The sequence below is a fragment of the Salinivibrio sp. MA351 genome (genome assembly GCF_001996065.1).
GTDB lineage: Bacteria > Pseudomonadota > Gammaproteobacteria > Enterobacterales > Vibrionaceae > Salinivibrio > Salinivibrio costicola.
Map to the genome: position 1 here is coordinate 44,938 of NZ_MUFG01000019.1, position 20,305 is coordinate 65,242.

Sequence of the window (20,305 nt, forward strand, 5' to 3'; positions counted from 1 at the left end):
GGCTATAATCTTGTTATTTTCCACAATAAAAAAAGAAAGGGGTTTTTTTACGATTTTAACGTAGCGGTACAGGGTTTTATTGAATAAGAGAGGCTGTTTTATGTACCTATGGGAATAACGATGGTTACGCTTGTTTTAAGGTGTATTTATGAGCTAAAAAATAAAAAAATATACTATTCAGGTATTTATGTTTTTAGTGTTACATTTCAATGTCAGATCTATGTCATAAAAATGCCAAAAATATGCTCGCCGTCATATTATTCGTATTAAAAATTAAGTCGCGATTGATATTTTTCTCTGCGTATTTAGTCTGGAGATGTGGTTACACGAAATGTGTAAGCAGCGGGGTGAAAACATGACATGAATGTTTGTGTTTTCGAATCGGTTTTGCACTCGATAAAACTTAATAACCCAACGGGGCAAGACCTCATCTTGCAGGCAGCAGGAGTATTTCATGGAAAAGATGTTTAGTGTATCGACATTGGCTGCAGCGGTCTTGAGTGCAGTCGTGGCGGCACCAGCAATGTCACAAGATACAACGTCCGACTATGCAGAAAATGTATCGCCTTTTTTTGCTGATTCAACAATTAACGGCAATCTCAATATCTGGACAAGAGCCAGAGATCGAGGAAATTATGATAAGAATGGAGAAAAGGAAACCAATCTAGATCACGGTTCTATATTTACCAATCTCGCCTTTAATTCTGGCTATGCCGCGGATGTTGTAGGTCTAGATCTGATGGCATTTGCCACCTTTGATATGTGGCAAAACGGCAGCCCTGATCATGAAATGAACTTCTGGGGCGTGAATAACCCATACGACAAAGTGCCAGATGACAGTCAATGCAGTGGGGCGTGGGAGGAAGACTGCACAGATAACGGTGTTTCTTTGGCGACGGCTGCAGCAAAATTTAAGTTTGGAGACACAGCCACCGCGAAGCTTGGTTACTTTCAGCCTTCCGTCCCAAGTACCATAGGTATTAACTGGTCGTTTGCGCCAGGCACGCACCTTGGGGGTGAATTAGGTCTTAATTTTGACCAGCTTAATGTGGGTCTTGTGGTGTCAGAGCGTTATAAAGCGCCTTGGTTTAAAGAAACCTATGAATTTCAAACGACCAATGGTGAAGATGCCGGCACAGCGTATTCGCTAGGTGCGCGTTATGAGCTCGATAACGGTATTTCACTCGATACGGCCTACGGCGCGTTAAGCGATGGTGATCGTTGGAATGCACACCTTAAAGTGAAAGGTACCACAGAGGGTGGCGTGTATTGGTCGCCGCAACTCTATGTGGTTGATGACGATGAACAATATGATAGCACGGCATTCCAGCTAGCTATGCTTACCAGTATGTCATCAGGTCAATACTCTTATCGTGCAGAGGCCACTTATACCGAAGCCGACTCTGGAGATCCTGCTGTTGTGCAAAATCTAGCGTATCGTCTGACAAGCCAATACGGTGGTTCGAACGGTACTTATGACATTTGGTGGAATAATCGTTCCGATTTTAACCATGACGAAGAATTAGCAGTATTTGGTTCATTGTCCCGTGATTTCTCTGATATCGGCGCGACTGGCTTTAGTGCAGGCTTGAGCGGTGCTTATGGGTTTGGCTCATCGGCTCAAGGATATGAGGATTTAACCGAGTACTCGTACAGCTTGTTTGCTGATTATGCGATTCAAGCCGGTGCCCTTAAAGACGCAAAAGTTAGCTTTTACTTCACGCAGTACTTCAATGATACGGATGTCGGTAACTGGGCACCTTACACCAATCTCTTCCAAGATGAAGATGACTTTAAGCTAACATTAGCGATTCCTTTTTCAATTAAATAACGTCTTTTTTAATACTGCCTTTTAGCTGAGCCCTGTGCTCAGCTTTTTTCATTGGCGCACAAAACCACCGCATAGGACATTCGATTTGGTGGCTGTTTGAACAGTTTGCTGCTTTTGTCTTCGCCTGATATCGATTTAGCAAAAAAAAGATTGATTTATATTGGCAAATCATTAAATTGAACCGCGTCTATGAGGTGCGCCCCGGTGGTGGAATTGGTAGACACAAGGGATTTAAAATCCCTCGACGTTCGCGTTGTGCCGGTTCAAGTCCGGCCCGGGGCACCATAGCACTCATAGCCTGTGACATCATCATGTCACATCCCTTCCAAGTTCTATCTCTATTTTATTGAAGCACTCATTCATATTAAGCAACCAATCAGCTGTATTGCCATGATGTTGTTAGGCCATTAATTGTGCTTCTTATTCGCTTTTATCGTTCCTTATTGCTCCATTTTCTCCCATAAACTAGTTAAAAAGAAGCCTCATACGCTCATTAAGCGATATATTCTATTTTTTCTATCATAATCGGCACCGCTGTCTAGATTGCTGACTAATATTGATATGTTGGTTAGTAGTGATAATAAAAAGGGACAGTGTATGCGTTGGCAAACTCTTTCAATCAGAAAGCGGATTTATATCGTTCTCTCCACCATTTTAGTGCTCAGCACGCTGATTGCGATGGTGCAACAAGCGATGTTATCAGCAAACAAACAGCTTGATGATTTAAAAAATATCATTCTGCCTAGTCAGTTACGTGGGTTGGCATTTGAGATCAGTAATGAACTGCAGCCAGCAATTACGGGCTCTAACTTTCTTGCTCACCATTCGGGGCTAATCGATTGGGTGGATAATGGCGGAGACTTATCTAATCTCGCGCCAATCCATCAGGCACTTTCCAACGCGAAAACGCGTCTTGGTGCAGATAATGCGTTTGCGACGATAGACACAGAGCAAGGCAAGTATATTTTTACCTATGATGGTGAGCATCGGAGCAGCTCGATGCAGACCTACCCTTATCGTGATTTCTACCCCAATTTTTTGAATAAAAATCAACCTTATGAGCTGAATATGAATCGCGATGTGAATAACAGCGAGTATGTGATTTTTATTAATTATCGGAGTGTCCCTGTCAACGCTGCTACCGGTCAGCCTTATGTGGTGGCGGGTGTCGGCTTTAATGTCAGCAGTTTGGTTAATCTCGTGCAGGGTTTTCGCATTGGAGAGCAAGGGCGTGCGATGTTAGCCGCGCGCGACGGCAGCGTAGAGGTGGCACCAACGGACTCCGCACTGAATGCAGACAACGCCAATCGCTTTCAGCAAGCGGTGACGAAAGGAGCCAATAAACCGGTTATTAGCGAAGTAACTATTGATGATAAAGCATTTTTTGTTGGATCTTACTGGCTAGCAGACTTAGATCGCTTTGTGGTGGTTGAAATCCCTAAAGCACAAATAACGCAACCCATCTTGAATCAGTTTATCCAGTCTTTGTTAGTAACCTTGGTGTTTATTGCCATTGCGTTGCTTGTCACGCACTGGGTGATCAGTAATTTGACCCAACCGATCAAGCAACTCTCAGCTGAAGTCGATGAAATTGCCAATAAACTCGATTTGGGTCATCAGATATTAGTAAAAGATCAGGCCGAAGTCGGACGTCTTGCCAATAAAATTAACGGTCTATTAGCGCGTATTCGTGACGCATTGCAGGCAGTGAACCATACCGTTGACGAGTCGCAATCCGCATTTGGGGTACTAAAACAGCAAGCCCACGAAGTGAATCAGGCAGCGATGGTGCAGCAACAATCGCTGCAAACTATCTCTGCGGCCAGCCAAGATATTACTGAAATTACCACTGAGGTGACGGATTCGGCAAATCACGCCGGCGAGCTGTCTCAGGCTGGGAATGCGGCGCTTAAAGAGGCCTTAAGTGGTATGCATACCAGTTTGCGGCATATTGAGCAACTGGGTGAAAACATGACCTCGAGCCAAACTAGCTTGGATGAGCTCAACCACCATATTGAGAATATTCTTCGCGTGCTTGAAGTGATTAGTGCCATTTCCGAACAAACCAATTTACTGGCACTTAACGCGGCGATAGAAGCCGCACGCGCGGGGGAACATGGCCGCGGCTTTGCGGTGGTTGCTGATGAAGTGCGCTCGCTGTCACAACGTACCGGTGAGTCGACCAGTGAGATCCAAGAAATCATCAATCAGCTTCGTGCTGCATCCGACAATGTAACCGGACAAATTAATCAAGTGAGCCAAGATAGTCAGAATAGTCTTGATACTCACCAAAAAGCGGTTGCGAATATGGACACCTTGGATAGCAACCTACAAACATTATTTGAGCACAATGCGCGGATCGCTGATGGTGCTAATCGACAAAGCAGCGCCGTGAATGAGATTAATCAAAGTATTGAAGAGTTAGCGCAGCAGGGAGGTCGCACCCAAGAGGTATTTGAACAAAGTGAACAAGCAGTGACCAGCTTTGATCAACGCATGAAGGAGTTAACCAAAAAAGTCAGTGCTTTTAATGGGTTGAGCAAGTAACTATACGAGGTGTTGCACACAAATGCTAACGCCTTTATTGCTTGTGTCTTTGCCGTGCTCCGGTAGGATAGCGCGAGGAGGGCGGCATGAATCTAACCCAAATTGATGCGTTTTGTGCAGTGGCAGACACCGGATCAGTGTCTGAAGCAGCACGTCAACTGGATGTGAATCGCTCACGTTTAAGTATGGCGATTAAAGCGCTAGAACAATCACTTAACGCCGAATTGTTCTATCGCACCGGTAACCGTCTAACACTGTCGGAAATCGGCAAAGCTGTGTACAAAGATTTCGAGAGCATATCGGTCACGGCGGCGCGTATTCGCCGTACTTGCGAGCAAGCGAACGCGGGATTTAATGCCGAAGTATGGATCGCGCGTGATGATGCCATTCCCGATCAACTTTGGCAGGATTGGGCCCATCAGCTTAACAAGCGCTTTACCGCGACCTCCTTTAACCTTGTGCTGGCCTCGAGCGGTGATTTGGCCAACTTGGTTGAAACCCAACAAGTCGACTTTGCGTTTGGGGTCGATTACGAGCGTATTGACGACCCACGTATCAACTACCAACCGCTGGGTAAAATTCGCATGATGTCTGTATGTAACAGTGAGCATCCGTTGAGTCGACTACGTCGGGTCAGTGATGATCAACTACGTAACGCCATGCAAGCGGTAATGGTCTACCTCAACGAAAAAGACAATCCCGAGCTTCAACCCTTCTCACGCCGCTATATTGGCTTTTCTAGCTTTGAATATATGCTCAATACCATTTTGCAAGAAGAGGCATGGGGCGTGCTACCTGAGCCGCTGATCCGCAAACATCTCCGCGAGCAGCGCTTGGCTGTGATCAAGCATACTTACGGCCTCACGCAAGAAGACTATTGCCTGTTTACGGCGTCTGGTATGGCCGAACACCCTGGGATCCAATGGCTGAACGATAGCATTACTAACTATTTGTTTGATTTCTAGATCTTGTTTAATTTCTAAATCGTCTATTAAAAGTGATTTATATCATTGTCTTAGGCTGCTTTTTCGGGCGTTTTTAACTGACTCGAAAAAGTTTAAGATTTTCTGAGCGCACACATAGCGCTAGAATGCTTGCACTTGATTTCATCAACCCGGCTGATTGTCATCGAGCTTACTTGTTTTCATCGAGCCTACTTGTTTTCATCGAGCCTACTTATTTTCATCTAGCCCACTTATTGTCATCGAGCCTAATTATGACTGCCTATCTTCGTTATCTGCCTTTTTCTCTCGCGGTCCTCGCGTGCTTAACCCCCTGGGTCACTTCGCCCATCGCTTTAGTACTCGGTTTTTTACTTACGTCTTTGGGCGGGGTACCCAGCGGATTACCGCTCACTAAGATCACTAAAAAGCTCCTCGCGTACTCTATCGTTGGACTGGGGTTTGGTATTCCTTTGCAAGAGGCGTTGGCGGTTACCGGCGACGGGATAGGGCTGATTATTGCCACCATTACGGGCACTCTGGTGTTTGGCACGATACTGGCCAAGCTGATCGGGTTGGATCGAAAAACGGGTCATTTAATTGCCTCGGGAACAGCTATTTGTGGCGGCAGTGCCATCGCGGCCGTCTCGCCCGCCATCAATGCCGATGATGAACAAATTGGCCTCGCGCTGGGCACCGTGTTTGTACTGAACTCGCTAGCGCTGTTTGTATTTCCGATGATTGGGCATGCGTTAGGGCTTGATCAGCATACCTTTGGGACTTGGGCGGCGATCGCGATTCACGATACATCATCGGTGGTGGGGGCGGCGTCTGCCTATGGTGAGCAAGCATTAACCACCGCCACGACACTCAAGCTTGCACGTGCATTATGGATTGTGCCTGTCGCCTTTGTCAGTGCACTGATGTTTCGTAGTCACGCCAAAAAAATCACTATTCCATTTTTTATTGTCTTTTATTGCTTAGCTATCGGCATCAGTGATGTGTTTGTGCAAGCACAACCGATTTACGATGTGATTTTCGCGGTGGCTAAGCAAGTGTTGGTGGTGTGCTTGTTCTTGATAGGCTGCAGTATCTCTATCGCCCAGCTACGTGCCGCAGGCCCCAAGCCCCTGTTTTTTGGCATTGCGCTATGGGTGATTATCTCTTGCTCGTCGCTTGCTTGGCTGCTCTTTGCTGCTTAGTTGTCCGGTTTTGCTTCAGGATCACTCGTGCGGTGTGTCCTGAGGCAAACGGAGTACCGCGACCAATAAAAAAGCACTGAGTGCCGCAGCAAACTGCCACCATCCCGTGCTGGTCACTGCGAGAAAAAGCTGCAAGGTAATGGCAGCAAGCAAAATACCTTTCCTCATTTTCTTAGTCCATAAAGAATATAAATGTGCGTTTAGTATGCGCAATAGTTATATAAGAGCAAAATGCGATTTTGCGCTATCTCATAACTAAAATGTGTTTAGGACNGACACTGAGTGTCAAAAATACTGACAGTTGATTTTTTTTATAAATTATTGAAATTAAATGCCTTTCATTTTCCACTCAACGGGATGATGAAAACGCCAGCAAGTTCGCATTTGTAAAGCGGCGCAGTAGCACCAAGAATGTGTGCGTGTTTTCTACTTTTGGTGTTTTATGTCTCCTCAAAACGTGATCAATGAAAAGTCAGTCTTAGTGTTTTCGGCCCTTCTCGCATTGGGGTTTGCCATCGCTGGCCTGGCGGTCGGGTGGTTTGCTGGCTCTTTAGTGATTATGTTCGACGGTATCTACTCGTTGATTAGCCTAGTGTTAACTTTGTTGTCACTGGGCGCGTCATGGTATATCCACTCGCGCTATGCGAGGCCGATCACACGTGCGCTGCTCACTCCGCTTGTTGTCGCCATTAAAGGTGCCGTGATTATGCTGTTGGTGAGTTATTCCCTTTACGAAGCGGTATCATCCTTGGTCGAGGGCGGACGTGCGGTTAATCCGTCATTGGCGGTGTTAATTGGTATCGTCAACGTGGAGGGTTGCGGTTACGGATGGTGGATGATTGCGCGTAAAAATCAAGCAGGGCAAAGCCAGTTGGTGGAGGCGGAATCGCGCCAGTGGCAAATGGACACCTTATTAAGTCTCGCAGTCACCTTAGGCTTTTTAGGTGCTTGGTTAGTGGCGCATTCACCTTGGTCGGATTATGCGGTTTATGCGGACCCTATGATGATGGTATTGATGTCGTTCTACTTTATCAAAGTGCCGTTCATCATGGTGCGTAACGCGTTAAAAGAGCTCGCACCTGTCACGGTAAAGTGGTATCGCACCCGAACGATGACAGTTTAACTGCAATACATATGGCGGCAATCAGCCGCCTCTTTATGCCATCTAGGCGGTATATCTATCGCACCGTTATCAGCAGCCTGTCGTGCACCCGTCCGAATAGCCAAGTCACTACAACGCGAGTTTAGTGAGGTAGTGATGGCTTAACGTCAGTGAGCGTGCCAGCGGCTTGGGTAGGGTGTCGATTTCGAGGCTATCAAGCAGGTTTTTCACATGCAGCCCGAGTTCGGTATCACCACTGATACTGAGTTGGCGCTGGAAAAACAGCGTATCCGGATCGCAATAGTGAGTCGCCATTTTCAAAAACGCTAACCAATCTCCCTCGATACTGGCGTCTTCCTCCCCAGACAAGCGCACCAATAATTGGTTGTCTTCGTTGAGCGACACGAACCAATTCGCTTTGAGATCGCGCAAACCAATGCGAATGGTACGGCCAGCAAGAAAGTCGAACTCTTCCTCCGCCAGCGGCACGGCAAAAGCGGTATTCATCAATTTAGTCAACACCTGGGCCTGTAGCCCTTGTGGTAACTGAGTGATCGCTTTTAGGCCTGGTGTAATCAGATTGGGCTGAGGCAGTGGCAGAGCAAGGGGTTGTTGTGTGATTGGGTTAACGAGCATTTGGCTTTCCTTTGGTGCCAATGGTTGAGTACCACTAGAGTAGCGAGGTTGGAGGCGCTGCCATTGGATCCGAGTCAAAAATGAGGAGGATTTTTGTGGCAACAGCGTCATTTATCGCGATTTTTATCCTCATGGGGAAGTGAGCTTGATACATATCAACCCCCCACACTGGCAACGCCCTTATCTTAGCCGGACAATCATAAAATGGAATGCAATGTTATGGAGCTCCTTTGTCCGGCGGGCAATATTCCGGCGGTTAAAAAAGCGATCGAGCATGGCGCCGATGCGGTGTATGTCGGCTTAAAAGATGATACCAATGCGCGCCATTTTGCTGGGCTGAACTTCACCGACAGCAAATTGCAGCGTGCCAGTCAGTATGTGCATGACCACGGCAAAGACTTGCACGTTGCCATTAACACCTTTGCTCACCCCGATGGTTGGCGCCGCTGGCAATATGCGATTGATAGCGCCGCCGGAAATGGCGCTGATGCACTGATCCTTGCTGATATGGCCTGTTTAGATTACGCCGCCAACACCTATCCCGATTTGGATATACACCTTTCTGTTCAAGCATCCGCCACTAACGCTGGGGCGATCCGTTTCTATCAGCAGCAATATGGCGTTAAGCGAGTAGTATTGCCACGGGTGCTGTCTATTCATCAGGTTAAACAACTAGCACGCGATACCGATGTTGACTTAGAGGTATTTGCCTTCGGCAGCCTGTGCATTATGGCCGAAGGGCGCTGCTATTTATCGTCTTATCTTACCGGCCAGTCGCCCAATACCGTGGGCGCCTGCTCACCGGCGGCATTCGTGCGCTGGCAAGATACTGAGCAAGGGCTGGAGTCGCGCTTAAATGGTGTCTTGATTGATCGGTATCAAGCCGACGAAAAAGCGGGGTATCCCACCCTCTGCAAAGGTCGTTTCTGTGTCGACGGCAACCGCTATCACGCACTGGAAGAGCCCACCAGTTTGAACACCTTAAGTGTCCTGCCTGAGCTTTATCGCGCCGGGATCAAATCGGTCAAAATCGAAGGTCGTCAGCGCAGCCCTGCATATGTGGAGCAAGTTGCACGGGTATGGCGTCAAGCGATTGATCGCTGTGTCGCAAACCCTGATGCGTTTGATATTGCACCGGATTGGGCGCATTCGCTCGATAGCCTTTCTGAAGGGGTGCAAACCAGTTTGGGTGCTTACCATCGCAAGTGGCAATAAGGAATTATGATGCAATTTTCTCTCGGGCCAATCCTGTATTACTGGCCCAAGGCTGAGGTTGAAGCCTTTTATCAAGCGGCGGCAGACAGCCAAGCCGATGTGATTTATCTCGGCGAAACCGTCTGTGCTAAGCGGCGAGAGCTGAAAACCAAAGACTGGATCGGGCTCGCGCGTGAGCTGGCTGAGTCTGGTAAACAAGTGGTGCTCTCGACCATGGCGCTGATTGAAGCGCCCTCAGAGCTGACCATGCTAAAACGCTACTGTGATAATGATGATATTCGCATTGAAGCGAATGACGTGAGCGCGGTGCAATTTTTAAGCGAGCGTCGGCAGCCCTTTGTGGTGGGGGCGGCCATCAATTGCTATAACCCGCAAACATTAAAGCAATTTGTTGACCTTGGCATGACACGCTGGGTGATGCCGGTGGAGCTTTCGCGCGATTGGTTGGTGAATATGTTGAACGGCTGTGATGCACTGGGTATTCGCGACCAGTTTGAGGTGGAGGTCACTGGCTATGGTTACTTGCCACTGGCTTATTCGGCACGCTGTTTTACCGCGCGCTCAGAAAACCGTGCCAAAGATGACTGCGAGCTGTGCTGCCTAAAATACCCCAATGGACGGTTAACGGAATCCCAAGAGGGTCAAGCGGTATTTGTGCTGAACGGCATTCAAACCCAGTCCGGGCAATGCGCCAATCTCGTTAACGATTTACCGTCGATGCAAGGGCTGGTGGACGTGGTGCGATTAAGCCCACTGTCGCTTGACACCTTGCAATGGGTAGACAAATTCCGTGCTAACCAAGCAGGCACCCAGCCGCAACCGCTCAACCACGATTGCAATGGCTATTGGCACCATTTGGCGGGCATGGCACAAGTCATCGGGTAGTTGACTTTTCCTTTCAAGGTGCGCGATGAATCACTTCATCAACATGGTTTTTAAGGCATTGTCTACTATTATCGCTTAGCTAAATGGTTGCATCGGGCTATCGGGAATTAGGGCGACTCAACACTCGGATAGGAACACAAGGATGCAGGTGGGGCGTACCTCGGTTGAGGGCTTGGATGTAAATTTTGCCTGAATGTACAAATTGGTGACATGCATCATCAACATGCGCCGCATCTGTTTGCAACGCCTGGCCAAGCGGTCGGGCGTTTTAAGCCAAAGGAGCCAACATAATGATTGATAAACATACCGTGATGCGGGTTGCGCGGCCAACTGATAACTTAGCCGATATTACGAATATGTATTGTGAAGGATTAGGTTTTGAGTTGCTCGGGACCTTCTCTGGCCACAATGACTTTGATGGTGCCATTATCGGTCATCCGCATCACAATTATCACCTTGAGTTTACCCACCACCGCGGCACCCATGTTGGACCAGCCCCCTCACAAGAGAATTTATTGGTTTTTTATTTGCCGGATCACTCGGCATGGCAAGCCGCGTGCAAAAAAATCGAAGCGGCCGGATTTACACCGGTTTCGAGTTATAACAGTTATTGGGATAAAGACGGCTGCACCTTTGAAGATCTGGATGGTTATCGTGTGGTGCTTCAAAATCGCGAATGGGCATGGTGAATGTGAGTTAGCGCGTCTCTCATCAGCTCATAAGTTATTGGCTATTAACATTATTGGCATAACAGATTAGCGCTTTGTGTGATTGTCTATTAAGGTTACTCATGTTTAGTTAGCAATAACTAATGATAGCGTCAGTGCGGCCTAGTCAGGTGTTTTAGCGTTCGCACTGATGGATAAAACATAAGGAGAAAGCAATGTCTCAGCAACGCTCAACGTCGGGCGGTCAATGCCCCGTGATGCATGGTGGCGCAACATCGGAAGAGATGGCACACAAAACCTGGTGGCCCAATGCACTTAACCTCGACATTCTTCATCAGCACGACACAAAATCAACGCCGTTTGATAACGATTTTGATTACCCGTCAGCCCTAAAAACACTCGATATTGACGCACTTAAAAATGACGTTAAGTCGCTACTTACCGACAGTCAGTCTTGGTGGCCTGCAGATTGGGGACATTACGGCGGATTGATGATCCGCATGGCATGGCACTCGGCAGGGAGCTATCGCATTGCTGACGGTCGCGGTGGCGGCGCAACAGGTAACCAGCGTTTTGCACCTTTGAACTCATGGCCGGATAACGCCAACCTCGATAAGGCCCGTCGCCTTCTATGGCCGATTAAGAAAAAATACGGCAACAAAATTAGTTGGGCAGATTTGATCTTGCTCGCGGGCACGCTGGCGTATGAATCGATGGGGCTAAAAACCTATGGGTTTGCGTTTGGGCGTGAAGACATTTGGCACCCTGAGAAAGATACCTATTGGGGCGCAGAGAAAGAATGGCTGGCGCCAAGTGATGCTGAGAACAGCCGCTACTCTGGTGAACGCGATCTGGAAAACCCATTGGCGGCGGTGATGATGGGGCTGATTTATGTTAACCCTGAAGGGGTAGATGGCAATCCCGATCCGCTCAAAACTGCCCATGATATGCGTGTCACGTTTGAGCGCATGGCGATGAACGATGAAGAAACCGTCGCGCTAACTGCCGGTGGCCATACCGTGGGTAAATGTCACGGTAATGGCGATGCGAGCGTATTAGGACCTGAGCCTGAAGCGGCTGATGTTGATGAGCAAGGCTTAGGTTGGAACAACCACCAAGCGCGTGGCATTGGTCGCGATACGGTCACCAGTGGCATTGAAGGGGCTTGGACTACCCATCCCACGCAATGGGATAACGGCTACTTTTATCTCCTGTTTAACTATGAGTGGGAATTGAAGAAAAGCCCTGCGGGTGCCTGGCAGTGGGAGCCTATCGACATCAAAGAAGAAGATAAACCTGTTGATGTTGAAGACCCCTCGATTCGTCGTAACCCCATCATGACCGATGCCGATATGGCACTCAAAATGGACCCGGCCTATCGCAAAATCTCTGAACGCTTTTATCAAGACCCTGACTACCTGGCAGACGTCTTTGCCAAAGCCTGGTTTAAATTAACGCACCGCGATATGGGGCCCAAGTCACGTTACATCGGCCCAGATGTGCCGAGTGAGGATTTGATTTGGCAAGATCCCTTGCCTGCAGGACGTACCGATTATGACGTGGCAGCGGTAAAAGCAGATATTGCCAATAGTGACCTGACGTTGGCAGAGAAAGTGACCACCGCATGGGATAGCGCACGGACTTATCGCCAATCCGATAAGCGGGGTGGGGCGAACGGCGCGCGGATTCGCCTAGCACCGCAAAAAGACTGGCAGGGGAACGAGCCGGAGCGTCTGGCGAAGGTAGTCAACGTGCTGAGTAATATTGCTCAGAAACACCAGATTAGTCTCGCTGACACCATCGTGCTGGCAGGAAACCAAGGCATTGAAGAATCAGCAAAAGCGGCTGGTGTGGTCGTCGACGTACCGTTTGCGCCGGGCCGTGGTGATGCCACGCTTGAGCACACTGATGTGGATTCATTTGAAGTACTAGAGCCGGTCGCAGATGGGTTCCGTAATTGGCTGAAAAAAGATTACAACGTTCAGCCCGAAGAGCTCTTGCTTGATCGCGCCCAATTGATGGGACTCACCGCACCTGAAATGACAGTACTACTGGGTGGTATGCGTGTGCTTGGCACCAACTATGGTAGTGCCCCGGAAGGCGTATTTACCGATCGGGTCGGTGAGCTGAGTCATGACTTTTTCGTCAACCTGACGGACATGGCGTATCAGTGGAAACCTGTCGGCCGTAACCGCTATGAGATCATTGAGCGTAATTCGGGGGCAGTGAAGTGGACGGCGAGCCGCGTCGACTTAGTGTTTGGCTCTAACGCCATTTTACGCGCCTATGCAGAGTTCTACGCGCAAGATGATAATCAAACCAAGTTTGTGCACGATTTTGTTGCAGCGTGGGTGAAGGTGATGAACGCTGATCGTTTTGATCTGGTCGCTAAGCAATGATTTAATCGTTACAAATTGTGATCACCAAGCCGCCTTTCATTGATAGGCGGCTTTTTATTTGTCTTAAATCAAGTCAGGGCTCGGTTGTTGTCGTGCTACAGGCAGGGTTTTAGTACAGTGAGCTGAGTAAATTCCATCCAATTCTTTTATCTTTACCATCTGGCGGAGTGAATTATGCTAGAACTTCTCATTGGGCTAGTTGTAACCGTGGCTGTGGGTTACTTCATTGTCAAAGGTTATCGTCCTGCAAGCACTTTGCTGACCGCAGGGATTATATTACTGATCATCACAGGGATATTAGGGCACAGTGTTCTGCCGGCTAAATTAACGTCGACGGGCAATCTTTTTACTGATTCGCTGGAATATGTGAAATACATGCTGCAATACCGTGGTGGCGGCCTCGGGATGCAAATCATGTTGCTGTGTGGTTTTGCGGCCTATATGTCGCATATTGGTGCCAACAACGTGGTGGTGAAGCAGTTCTCTAAGCCGTTGTCGGTGATCAAGTCGCCCTATGTGTTGTTGGTTGCAGCCTACATTGTCGCTTGTTTGATGTCACTGGCGGTCAGCTCTGCAACTGGCTTAGGTGTGCTTTTAATGGCTACCTTATTCCCGATGATGACTGCGATGGGCATTTCTCGTCCCGCCGCGACTGCAGTGTGCGCGTCTCCTGCAGCGATTATACTTTCACCCACCTCGGGAGATGTGGTGATTGCAGCGGAAAAAGCAGGCTTACCGCTCCACGTGTTTGCGGTCGAAACCGTATTGCCGGTCTCTATTTGTGCGATTATTGTGATGGCCGCCGCGGCGTACTTTTGGAATAAATACCTGGATAACAAAGAAAACACGCCGATGGAGCGTGTGGACGTCTCCGAGATAGAAACTCACGCGCCAGGTTATTACGCCGCCTTACCTTTTCTGCCTATCATTGGGGTGTTTTTATTTAATGGTGAAACCATTCCGGGCCTCTATCTAGATATCTACACTATTGTGGTGCTCTCTATCTTTTTAGGTGCGCTCGTCGACTTCGCCACCAAACGTTTTAATGGTCGCAAAACGTTAGAAGATCTGGATGCGTGTTATGAAGGGATGGCGGATGCCTTTAAAGGCGTGGTGATGCTGTTAGTCGCTGCAGGGGTATTTGCACAAGGCCTTATGTCAATTGGTGCGATTGACAACTTACTCGGCTTAGCAGAAAGCGCTGGGGCAGGCGGTATTGCATTGATGATGCTGCTTACTTTACTCACCGTCGCAGCCGCTGTTGCCACTGGCTCTGGAAATGCACCTTTCTATGCGTTTGTTGAATTAGCACCGTCTTTGGCAGCGAAAATGGGCCTCAATCCTGCATTTTTGATTATCCCTATGCTGCAAGCCTCTAACTTAGGCCGAACCATATCGCCGGTGTCTGGAGTGATTGTGGCGACATCTGGGATGGCAAAACTCAGCCCGTTTGAGGTGGTTAAGCGCACCTCGGTGCCGGTCCTCTGCGGGTTAATTACCGTGATTATTGGCACCCTTGTATTGGTGCCGATGATGGCGTAACGTCGCAAGGCATGAAACGCTCGCGTGCAAGTGCTCGCGGGCGTTTTTAATCGTATCGCACCATAGACCAATACAGTTTTGGAAGCAAACAACATGACTGCCCCGACCAAAATCACCTTTTTCTCCACCTTAACGCCCATGGTGGCCGCTGGTGTTAAAACCATCACCATTCGCGATGAATCTGAAAGTCACTATCAACCCGGTTCGCGCGTCGCGGTGCATCAGCTAGAAACTGATCATTATGTATGTGACATTGTGATCGACAGCGTTGCTCCGCTAGCGTTCGAGGACATTAATGCCCGTCATGCTGAACAAGAGGGGATGTCGCTTACCGAGCTGAAGGCGCTGATTTTGCAAATCTATCCAGCGCGTCCCCCGTTGTTTGTGATTGATTTTCATCTGGCTTAACAGTTCGCGCTTGTTCGTCGTAGCGCGCCATTAAAAAAGCGCCCGATAAACGGACGCTTGGTGAGTCAGTTGACTGATAGGTTTAGGCCGCTGAGTAACGTTTTGCCATATTATTCGCGGCTAACATGGCGTGATAGACATCCTCTTCGCTGACCGTCATTGGCATATTGCCCATGGTGTCACCTTCTGCACAAGCGATACGCGCAACTTCACGCCACTCTTCTTCAATAAAGGTTTTTAGTCCCATTTGCTCTAGCGTGAGTGGTAAACCCGCTGTTTTGATAATTCTAACCACATTATTAATTTCATCTTTAGGGGCGTTTTCCAGTACCAATTGCGTCAACAACCCAAAGACGACTTTTTCACCGTGCTGGGCATGGTGCAAATCAGCCACGGCGGTCATCCCATTATTTACGGCGTGCGCGGCGGCGAGACCGCCAGCTTCTGCGCCCACACCACTTAGATAAATTGTTGCTTCGATCATTTGCTCAAGTGCTGGCGTGCTTACTTTACTGGCTAGTGCGTCCATGGCGGCATCAATGTTTTCGCTGAGTAACTCATAGCAAAGCTGAGCGAGGCCAAGACCAGTGCGAGAGGGGCGCTTTTGGACCAAGTTAACGCCGTCGGCACGATAACAGGCGCGTGCTTCAAAATAGGTAGCCAACGCATCGCCTACACCCGCCGCAAAGAAGCGTGCTGGCGCATTGGCAATAATACCCGTATCGGCAATCACCGCATCTGGGTTTTGTGGCAAGAATAAGTAGCGGTCAAACTCACCGTCAGGTTTGTAGATCACTGACAAGGCGGTGCAAGGAGCATCGGTTGAGGCGATAGTGGGATATAAAATAACCGGTACTTTTCGCTCGTACGCGACGGCTTTGGCGCAATCGAGGGTTTTACCTCCACCAATACCGACGATCACATTGGCTTTTTGCTGTTCAGCGATACCGAGGTTACGGTCAATTTCTTGCTGGGTACATTCGTACTGAAATTTCTCAACATGGGCCGCCAAGCCCTCTGCGCGCTCAATGGCAGGCAGTGAGGTTTGGCTAACTTGATCGAGAAAGAACTCATCACAAATAATATACGCGTTAGAACCAAAGTCTTGAACGCTTTCCGGCAATTGTGCGAGTAAGCCTGTACCAATGATGAATTGTTTCGGAGACGTTACCGTGCGAGGGGTCGTTGCCATAATGAGCTCCATTGTTATCGTAAAGTTTCTTTATACTAAGAGATATATAAGATTACGCAGTTTCATAGAATAAGTATTTGATCTAAATCGAATATTAATAACTTTCTGAGCGGCATGTTTTATCCAATGCGTTATCTATTAAGCAAATACCGGATCCATGCTGCCGGCTTCTCGGGGGGCCATCAGCTTAAAGTTGTCGCTGTAGTCCACAGGAATGGCGATAACAGCTGGGCCTTGAGTATCTATGGCTTGTTTAAGTTGGGTGACTAAATCTTCTTGTCGTGTGACCGCATAGCCCTTGGCGCCAAAGGATTCGGCATAGGCTTTAAAATCAATCGGACCAAATTTCACCCCTGAATAACGCTGGTACTTTTTAACTTCCTGCATTTCCACCATGTTATAGGCGTTATCGACCCAGATGATGTGCAGCAAGTTACACTTGAGACGCACTGCCGTTTCTAGCTCCATACTTGATTGCATAAATCCACCGTCTCCGGACACGGACACCACTTTACGGTCGGGGTTGAGCAAGCTCGCGCCAATTCCCCACGGCAAGGCGACGCCCATGGTTTGTTGGCCATTAGAGACCAATAGTTGCCGAGAGCGGAAGCAATTAAGATAGCGCGCAATCCAAATATGGAAGCTGCCCATGTCTAAGCACAAGGTGGTGTCTGGAGTGATCACATCCTGCATGGCTTTAATCAAATGCAGTGGATGCATGGCAAAATCTTGGTGTGAACGACTGTATGCTCGAATAGCTTGGCGCTGGTGAGCCACTTCTTCAAGTAAATCAACTGTTGATGCGGGCATCAGCCATTGATGGTCGAGTTGTTCGGTGAGCGCATTAAGGGTGGGCTCAATCTGGCCAACGAGCTCCACGCTAGGGCGGTAATAGTGCTCAATTTCTGCTGGTGCCACATCGATATGGACAATATCGGTGTGTTGCGTGTTCCAAAGCTCTGGATCATATTCAATTGGGCCAAAACCAATGGTGACGATCAGATCAGCGTTCGCTAACAAGAGATCACCGGGCTGATTATTAAATAAGCCGACCCGACCCGCAAAGCGCTGATAGTAGGTGATGTCGACGGTACCAGCAGCCTGATAGGTCCCGATGACGGGAAGCTGGGTACGATTGAGTAGGGCGCGAATAGCTGCGGCATTTTCAGGACGGCTGGCTTGTAACCCCAGTAAGAATACCGGATTATGCGCCGCTTTGATTTTGTTGGCCGCTTCGCGGATAGAGCGCGTCTCAGCCATCCCTAATGGTGCCGGGAATGAAGGCGCGAGCACACCACTGTCGACCGGTTGGTTAAGAATATCCATAGGTAAACTGACAAACGCGGCACCCGGGCGACCGCTTTCCGCTGCACGAAAAGCGTTGGCAAGGATTTCAGAGGTCGCTGAACCGGCTTGGACTTCGGCACTGTATTTGGTAACCGAATTGAAAATGCTGACGGTATCTAGGCTTTGGTGGGTTTGTTTTTGTTGATCGGCACGTTTCACCGCACCACCTAAAGCAACCACAGGATCGCCTTCAGAATTAGCAGTCGCCAGTCCAGTCACCAGGTTCGTGCAGCCCGGGCCGGACGTTGCCATGGTGACGCCCGCTTTACCGGTTAAGCGGCCAATAACACCGGCCATAAAGGCGCCATTCGCCTCATGGCGGACCGGGATCATTTTGATATTGGTATCTTCAATCGCATCAAAGAGGCGATCAATTTTTGCGCCAGGTATACCAAAAATATACTCGACGCCTTGGCGTTCTAAGTGGGTTGCGACCAGTTGTGCGCCTGTGTCCCAATGCGTTGTTGTTGTCATGTTGGGCTCCTCGTGAGGTTAGCTCCCTATGGGAGGTGATATTATTTTTCTGCTTGTTCGATAGCGGCGTGAATATTGTCTGGTGTTAAGTTCGCGCCCAAAAATTCCGCGTTGGTGGGGAGGTCAATCACCAACTTGGAGACGCGGCCGATTTGCAAGGTGCCGCATGCCAACTCGTAGTCTTGGACATGGCCGCCGCCTGCGCGAGTGTCAGTGATAAAGTGCTCGTGATAGCCTGCGACATTGATGCCCTGGGTATATTGCGGGCTACGGAAACCAGCAATTACGCCATTAACGTGATCAAAACGAAATTCTGGCTGGGCACCGATGGCCTCGAGCATGGGCTTGTATGGCGGTGTTTGCTTGGGCACGGTGCGCGTACGCACATGCTCGAAGGCACCATCAATTCGAACGGCACAGAACAGATTGTCACTTGGTACCAGTGTGTCGATTACGTCGTGCAGCTCTTGGCGCGACATGGGATGATCAAACTGTTGTGTAATGTCTGGTTTGAAAAAGGTCATAACGGCGAATGGTGTTTTTTGCTCAGGATCCGCGCGCCTTGCCGAGCCATCGCCGCGTAGTTGAAAAATCGTCTGATCAAAGGCGATGAGTTCACCGTCCAATTGGTTAAAGGTCCCTAGGCCAAAGTCGCCATGCTCGAGCAGGTCGGCCATGGTGGTCTCGCCCTCATACACGCCATCAATCAAGGCACTCATCAATGAGGTTTGATAAATCTCACCTTCTCCTGTTTGTTGGTGATGCTTGAGATAGGCGGCGGCGACATGTTCTGCACAGTGGCAGGTTTGGGTGCTCATAAAGCGTCCTTATAAACCGAAGTCAGTTAGGTTAAAACCGAATCTTGATGATGCGAGGTTGAAGAAGGAGACACCAATACAAATAACGTTGGTTTTGATATCTAAAAGATATGGCACATGGAAAACGTGGTAAGATATTGAATCCAAACAGTTGATAATGCGCAGCATTAAGGCATGACGATGGAGTTTAGGTATTTACGGTATTTCGTCACAGTGGCCGAGTGTCAGCACTTTACGCGCGCGGCTGAGAAACTGGGTATTGCTCAGCCGCCACTGAGCCAGCAAATTAAAAAGCTAGAACAAGAGATAGGTGTGCCCTTATTAGAGCGCCTACCGCGAGGTGTGTCGTTGACACCAGCAGGAGCGGTGCTTTATCAAGATGCGGTAAAAATTCTCAGTCAGTTAGATCAAGCCGTGCAGCGCACAAAGCAGGTTGCCCGCGGGGAACGTAATCAAATACGCCTCGGTTTTGCCAGCTCGACGGTCGTCAGCCAACAAGTGTTAGCGCTGGTGCGAGGGTTACAAGAACATCATCCCGATATCGACTTTCAGCCGGTCGAGCAGCCCATGCCATCATTAGTGGAAACACTTCGTCAACAAGAGGTGGATTTAGCTTTCTTACGTTTGCCTTGTTATGCCAGTGAACATGTGGCGCATACCGCCTTATTTGATGATCCCTTTAAACTGGTTGTCGCGGCTGACCATCCTCTCGCGACATGTCACAGCGTGACGTTGTCACAGCTCGGCAATGATCCGATCATTCTCTTCCCTCGTGATATCGGGCCTGGGCTCCATGACGCGTTATCTGATGCATTAAAAAGCGCAGGATTGACACCATCTTCTGCATCGCTTGCGCCACAACTCCATTCCGCAACCGCAATGGTATCCGCGGGTTTTGGCGTGGCCTTGGTTCCCGCTTCGCTAACCACCCAGTTGAGCGACCACGTGTCTGTGCTGTCGCTGGCACAGATGCCTTTGAGTAGCCAAGTGGTGCTGGCTTGGCAACGCACGAATACTGCCCAAGTGGTGCGTCGCTGTATTGCAACGGCACGCGAATGGGCGAATGCTCAGTAAGCCACCCAGATCGTCATCGTGTTC

16 protein-coding genes, 1 tRNA gene and 1 pseudogene are annotated in these 20,305 nt (G+C 48.9%); 13 read left to right on the forward strand and 5 right to left on the reverse strand.

What is annotated here, in order from left to right:
• Window positions 1–454 precede the first annotated feature (454 nt).
• The 5 genes from BZG78_RS10850 (at window position 455) to BZG78_RS10870 (ending at window position 6,521) form a co-directional block, all read left to right on the forward strand.
• Window positions 455–1,831, forward strand: coding sequence for a multidrug transporter (locus BZG78_RS10850; protein WP_077661209.1), 1,377 nt, complete (start codon window positions 455–457; stop codon window positions 1,829–1,831).
• A gap of 198 nt (window positions 1,832–2,029) precedes the next feature.
• Window positions 2,030–2,116: transfer RNA gene (locus tag BZG78_RS10855), tRNA-Leu, on the forward strand.
• 312 nt (window positions 2,117–2,428) lie between these two features.
• Window positions 2,429–4,378 (forward strand): methyl-accepting chemotaxis protein, encoded by a 1,950-nt coding sequence (locus BZG78_RS10860; protein WP_199877189.1) that lies wholly within the window; start codon window positions 2,429–2,431, stop codon window positions 4,376–4,378.
• A gap of 86 nt (window positions 4,379–4,464) precedes the next feature.
• Window positions 4,465–5,343, forward strand: a complete 879-nt coding sequence (locus BZG78_RS10865) for a LysR family transcriptional regulator (RefSeq protein WP_021023944.1) — start codon at window positions 4,465–4,467, stop codon at window positions 5,341–5,343.
• A gap of 251 nt (window positions 5,344–5,594) precedes the next feature.
• Complete coding sequence (locus BZG78_RS10870; RefSeq protein WP_077461055.1) at window positions 5,595–6,521, forward strand: putative sulfate exporter family transporter; 927 nt, start codon at window positions 5,595–5,597, stop codon at window positions 6,519–6,521.
• A gap of 21 nt (window positions 6,522–6,542) precedes the next feature.
• Here BZG78_RS10870 and BZG78_RS15420 read toward each other — a convergent pair whose 3' ends face one another.
• Window positions 6,543–6,689 (reverse strand): hypothetical protein, encoded by a 147-nt coding sequence (locus BZG78_RS15420; RefSeq protein ID WP_021023946.1) that lies wholly within the window; start codon window positions 6,687–6,689, stop codon window positions 6,543–6,545.
• A gap of 274 nt (window positions 6,690–6,963) precedes the next feature.
• On the opposite strand from BZG78_RS15420, the pseudogene BZG78_RS10875 reads away from it, so the two are divergent.
• Window positions 6,964–7,596: pseudogene (locus BZG78_RS10875) on the forward strand (cation transporter); the annotation flags it as partial.
• 156 nt (window positions 7,597–7,752) lie between these two features.
• Here BZG78_RS10875 and BZG78_RS10880 read toward each other — a convergent pair.
• Window positions 7,753–8,259 (reverse strand): SCP2 sterol-binding domain-containing protein, encoded by a 507-nt coding sequence (locus BZG78_RS10880; RefSeq protein ID WP_158011798.1) that lies wholly within the window; start codon window positions 8,257–8,259, stop codon window positions 7,753–7,755.
• Between the two features lie 219 nt (window positions 8,260–8,478).
• Between BZG78_RS10880 and BZG78_RS10885 the strand changes: the two genes are divergently transcribed.
• The 6 genes from BZG78_RS10885 to yqfB all read left to right on the forward strand — a co-directional run bounded on the left by BZG78_RS10885 (window position 8,479) and on the right by yqfB (window position 15,376).
• Entirely contained in the window at window positions 8,479–9,474 is a 996-nt protein-coding gene (locus BZG78_RS10885) for a peptidase U32 family protein (RefSeq protein ID WP_077661213.1), read from the forward strand.
• Between the two features lie 9 nt (window positions 9,475–9,483).
• Window positions 9,484–10,359 (forward strand): U32 family peptidase, encoded by an 876-nt coding sequence (locus BZG78_RS10890; RefSeq protein WP_077647066.1) that lies wholly within the window; start codon window positions 9,484–9,486, stop codon window positions 10,357–10,359.
• Between the two features lie 290 nt (window positions 10,360–10,649).
• Entirely contained in the window at window positions 10,650–11,048 is a 399-nt protein-coding gene (locus BZG78_RS10895; RefSeq protein WP_021023952.1) for a VOC family protein, read from the forward strand.
• Window positions 11,049–11,242: 194 nt separating this feature from the next.
• Window positions 11,243–13,426 (forward strand): catalase/peroxidase HPI, encoded by a 2,184-nt coding sequence (katG, locus tag BZG78_RS10900; RefSeq protein ID WP_077661214.1) that lies wholly within the window; start codon window positions 11,243–11,245, stop codon window positions 13,424–13,426.
• A gap of 174 nt (window positions 13,427–13,600) precedes the next feature.
• Window positions 13,601–14,968, forward strand: a complete 1,368-nt coding sequence (gene dcuC / locus BZG78_RS10905; RefSeq protein WP_021023954.1) for an anaerobic C4-dicarboxylate transporter DcuC — start codon at window positions 13,601–13,603, stop codon at window positions 14,966–14,968.
• Between the two features lie 93 nt (window positions 14,969–15,061).
• On the forward strand, window positions 15,062–15,376 hold the full coding sequence (yqfB, locus tag BZG78_RS10910; RefSeq protein ID WP_077461063.1) for a N(4)-acetylcytidine aminohydrolase: 315 nt from the start codon (window positions 15,062–15,064) through the stop codon (window positions 15,374–15,376).
• An 82-nt stretch (window positions 15,377–15,458) separates the two neighbouring features.
• Here the strand turns inward: yqfB and BZG78_RS10915 are convergent, their stop codons facing one another.
• From BZG78_RS10915 to budA, 3 genes are all read right to left on the reverse strand, one after another.
• Entirely contained in the window at window positions 15,459–16,568 is a 1,110-nt protein-coding gene (locus tag BZG78_RS10915; protein WP_077661215.1) for a glycerol dehydrogenase, read from the reverse strand.
• A gap of 138 nt (window positions 16,569–16,706) precedes the next feature.
• Window positions 16,707–18,389 carry an acetolactate synthase AlsS gene (alsS, locus tag BZG78_RS10920; protein ID WP_077661216.1) on the reverse strand — a complete coding sequence of 561 codons (1,683 nt, stop codon included), beginning with the start codon at window positions 18,387–18,389 and terminating at the stop codon, window positions 16,707–16,709.
• Between the two features lie 41 nt (window positions 18,390–18,430).
• The gene (budA, locus tag BZG78_RS10925) at window positions 18,431–19,207 is read right to left on the reverse strand and encodes an acetolactate decarboxylase (protein WP_077661217.1); all 777 of its coding nucleotides are present in this window, start codon (window positions 19,205–19,207) and stop codon (window positions 18,431–18,433) included.
• Window positions 19,208–19,387: 180 nt separating this feature from the next.
• Here budA and BZG78_RS10930 point away from each other — a divergent pair, with 180 nt between their 5' ends.
• The gene (locus tag BZG78_RS10930; RefSeq protein ID WP_021023959.1) at window positions 19,388–20,281 is read left to right on the forward strand and encodes a LysR family transcriptional regulator; all 894 of its coding nucleotides are present in this window, start codon (window positions 19,388–19,390) and stop codon (window positions 20,279–20,281) included.
• Window positions 20,282–20,305: the final 24 nt, after the last annotated feature.

Bases quoted from the DNA above. Each gene is read 5' to 3' on its own strand.
- BZG78_RS10850 (WP_077661209.1), top strand. From the start codon at position 455: ATGGAAAAGATGTTTAGTGTATCGACATTGGCTGCAGCGGTCTTGAGT.
- BZG78_RS10860 (WP_199877189.1), top strand. From the start codon at position 2,429: ATGCGTTGGCAAACTCTTTCAATCAGAAAGCGGATTTATATCGTTCTC.
- BZG78_RS10865 (WP_021023944.1), top strand. From the start codon at position 4,465: ATGAATCTAACCCAAATTGATGCGTTTTGTGCAGTGGCAGACACCGGA.
- BZG78_RS10870 (WP_077461055.1), top strand. From the start codon at position 5,595: ATGACTGCCTATCTTCGTTATCTGCCTTTTTCTCTCGCGGTCCTCGCG.
- BZG78_RS15420 (WP_021023946.1), bottom strand. From the start codon at position 6,689: ATGAGGAAAGGTATTTTGCTTGCTGCCATTACCTTGCAGCTTTTTCTC.
- BZG78_RS10880 (WP_158011798.1), bottom strand. From the start codon at position 8,259: ATGCTCGTTAACCCAATCACACAACAACCCCTTGCTCTGCCACTGCCT.
- BZG78_RS10885 (WP_077661213.1), top strand. From the start codon at position 8,479: ATGGAGCTCCTTTGTCCGGCGGGCAATATTCCGGCGGTTAAAAAAGCG.
- BZG78_RS10890 (WP_077647066.1), top strand. From the start codon at position 9,484: ATGCAATTTTCTCTCGGGCCAATCCTGTATTACTGGCCCAAGGCTGAG.
- BZG78_RS10895 (WP_021023952.1), top strand. From the start codon at position 10,650: ATGATTGATAAACATACCGTGATGCGGGTTGCGCGGCCAACTGATAAC.
- katG (WP_077661214.1), top strand. From the start codon at position 11,243: ATGTCTCAGCAACGCTCAACGTCGGGCGGTCAATGCCCCGTGATGCAT.
- dcuC (WP_021023954.1), top strand. From the start codon at position 13,601: ATGCTAGAACTTCTCATTGGGCTAGTTGTAACCGTGGCTGTGGGTTAC.
- yqfB (WP_077461063.1), top strand. From the start codon at position 15,062: ATGACTGCCCCGACCAAAATCACCTTTTTCTCCACCTTAACGCCCATG.
- BZG78_RS10915 (WP_077661215.1), bottom strand. From the start codon at position 16,568: ATGGCAACGACCCCTCGCACGGTAACGTCTCCGAAACAATTCATCATT.
- alsS (WP_077661216.1), bottom strand. From the start codon at position 18,389: ATGACAACAACAACGCATTGGGACACAGGCGCACAACTGGTCGCAACC.
- budA (WP_077661217.1), bottom strand. From the start codon at position 19,207: ATGAGCACCCAAACCTGCCACTGTGCAGAACATGTCGCCGCCGCCTAT.
- BZG78_RS10930 (WP_021023959.1), top strand. From the start codon at position 19,388: ATGGAGTTTAGGTATTTACGGTATTTCGTCACAGTGGCCGAGTGTCAG.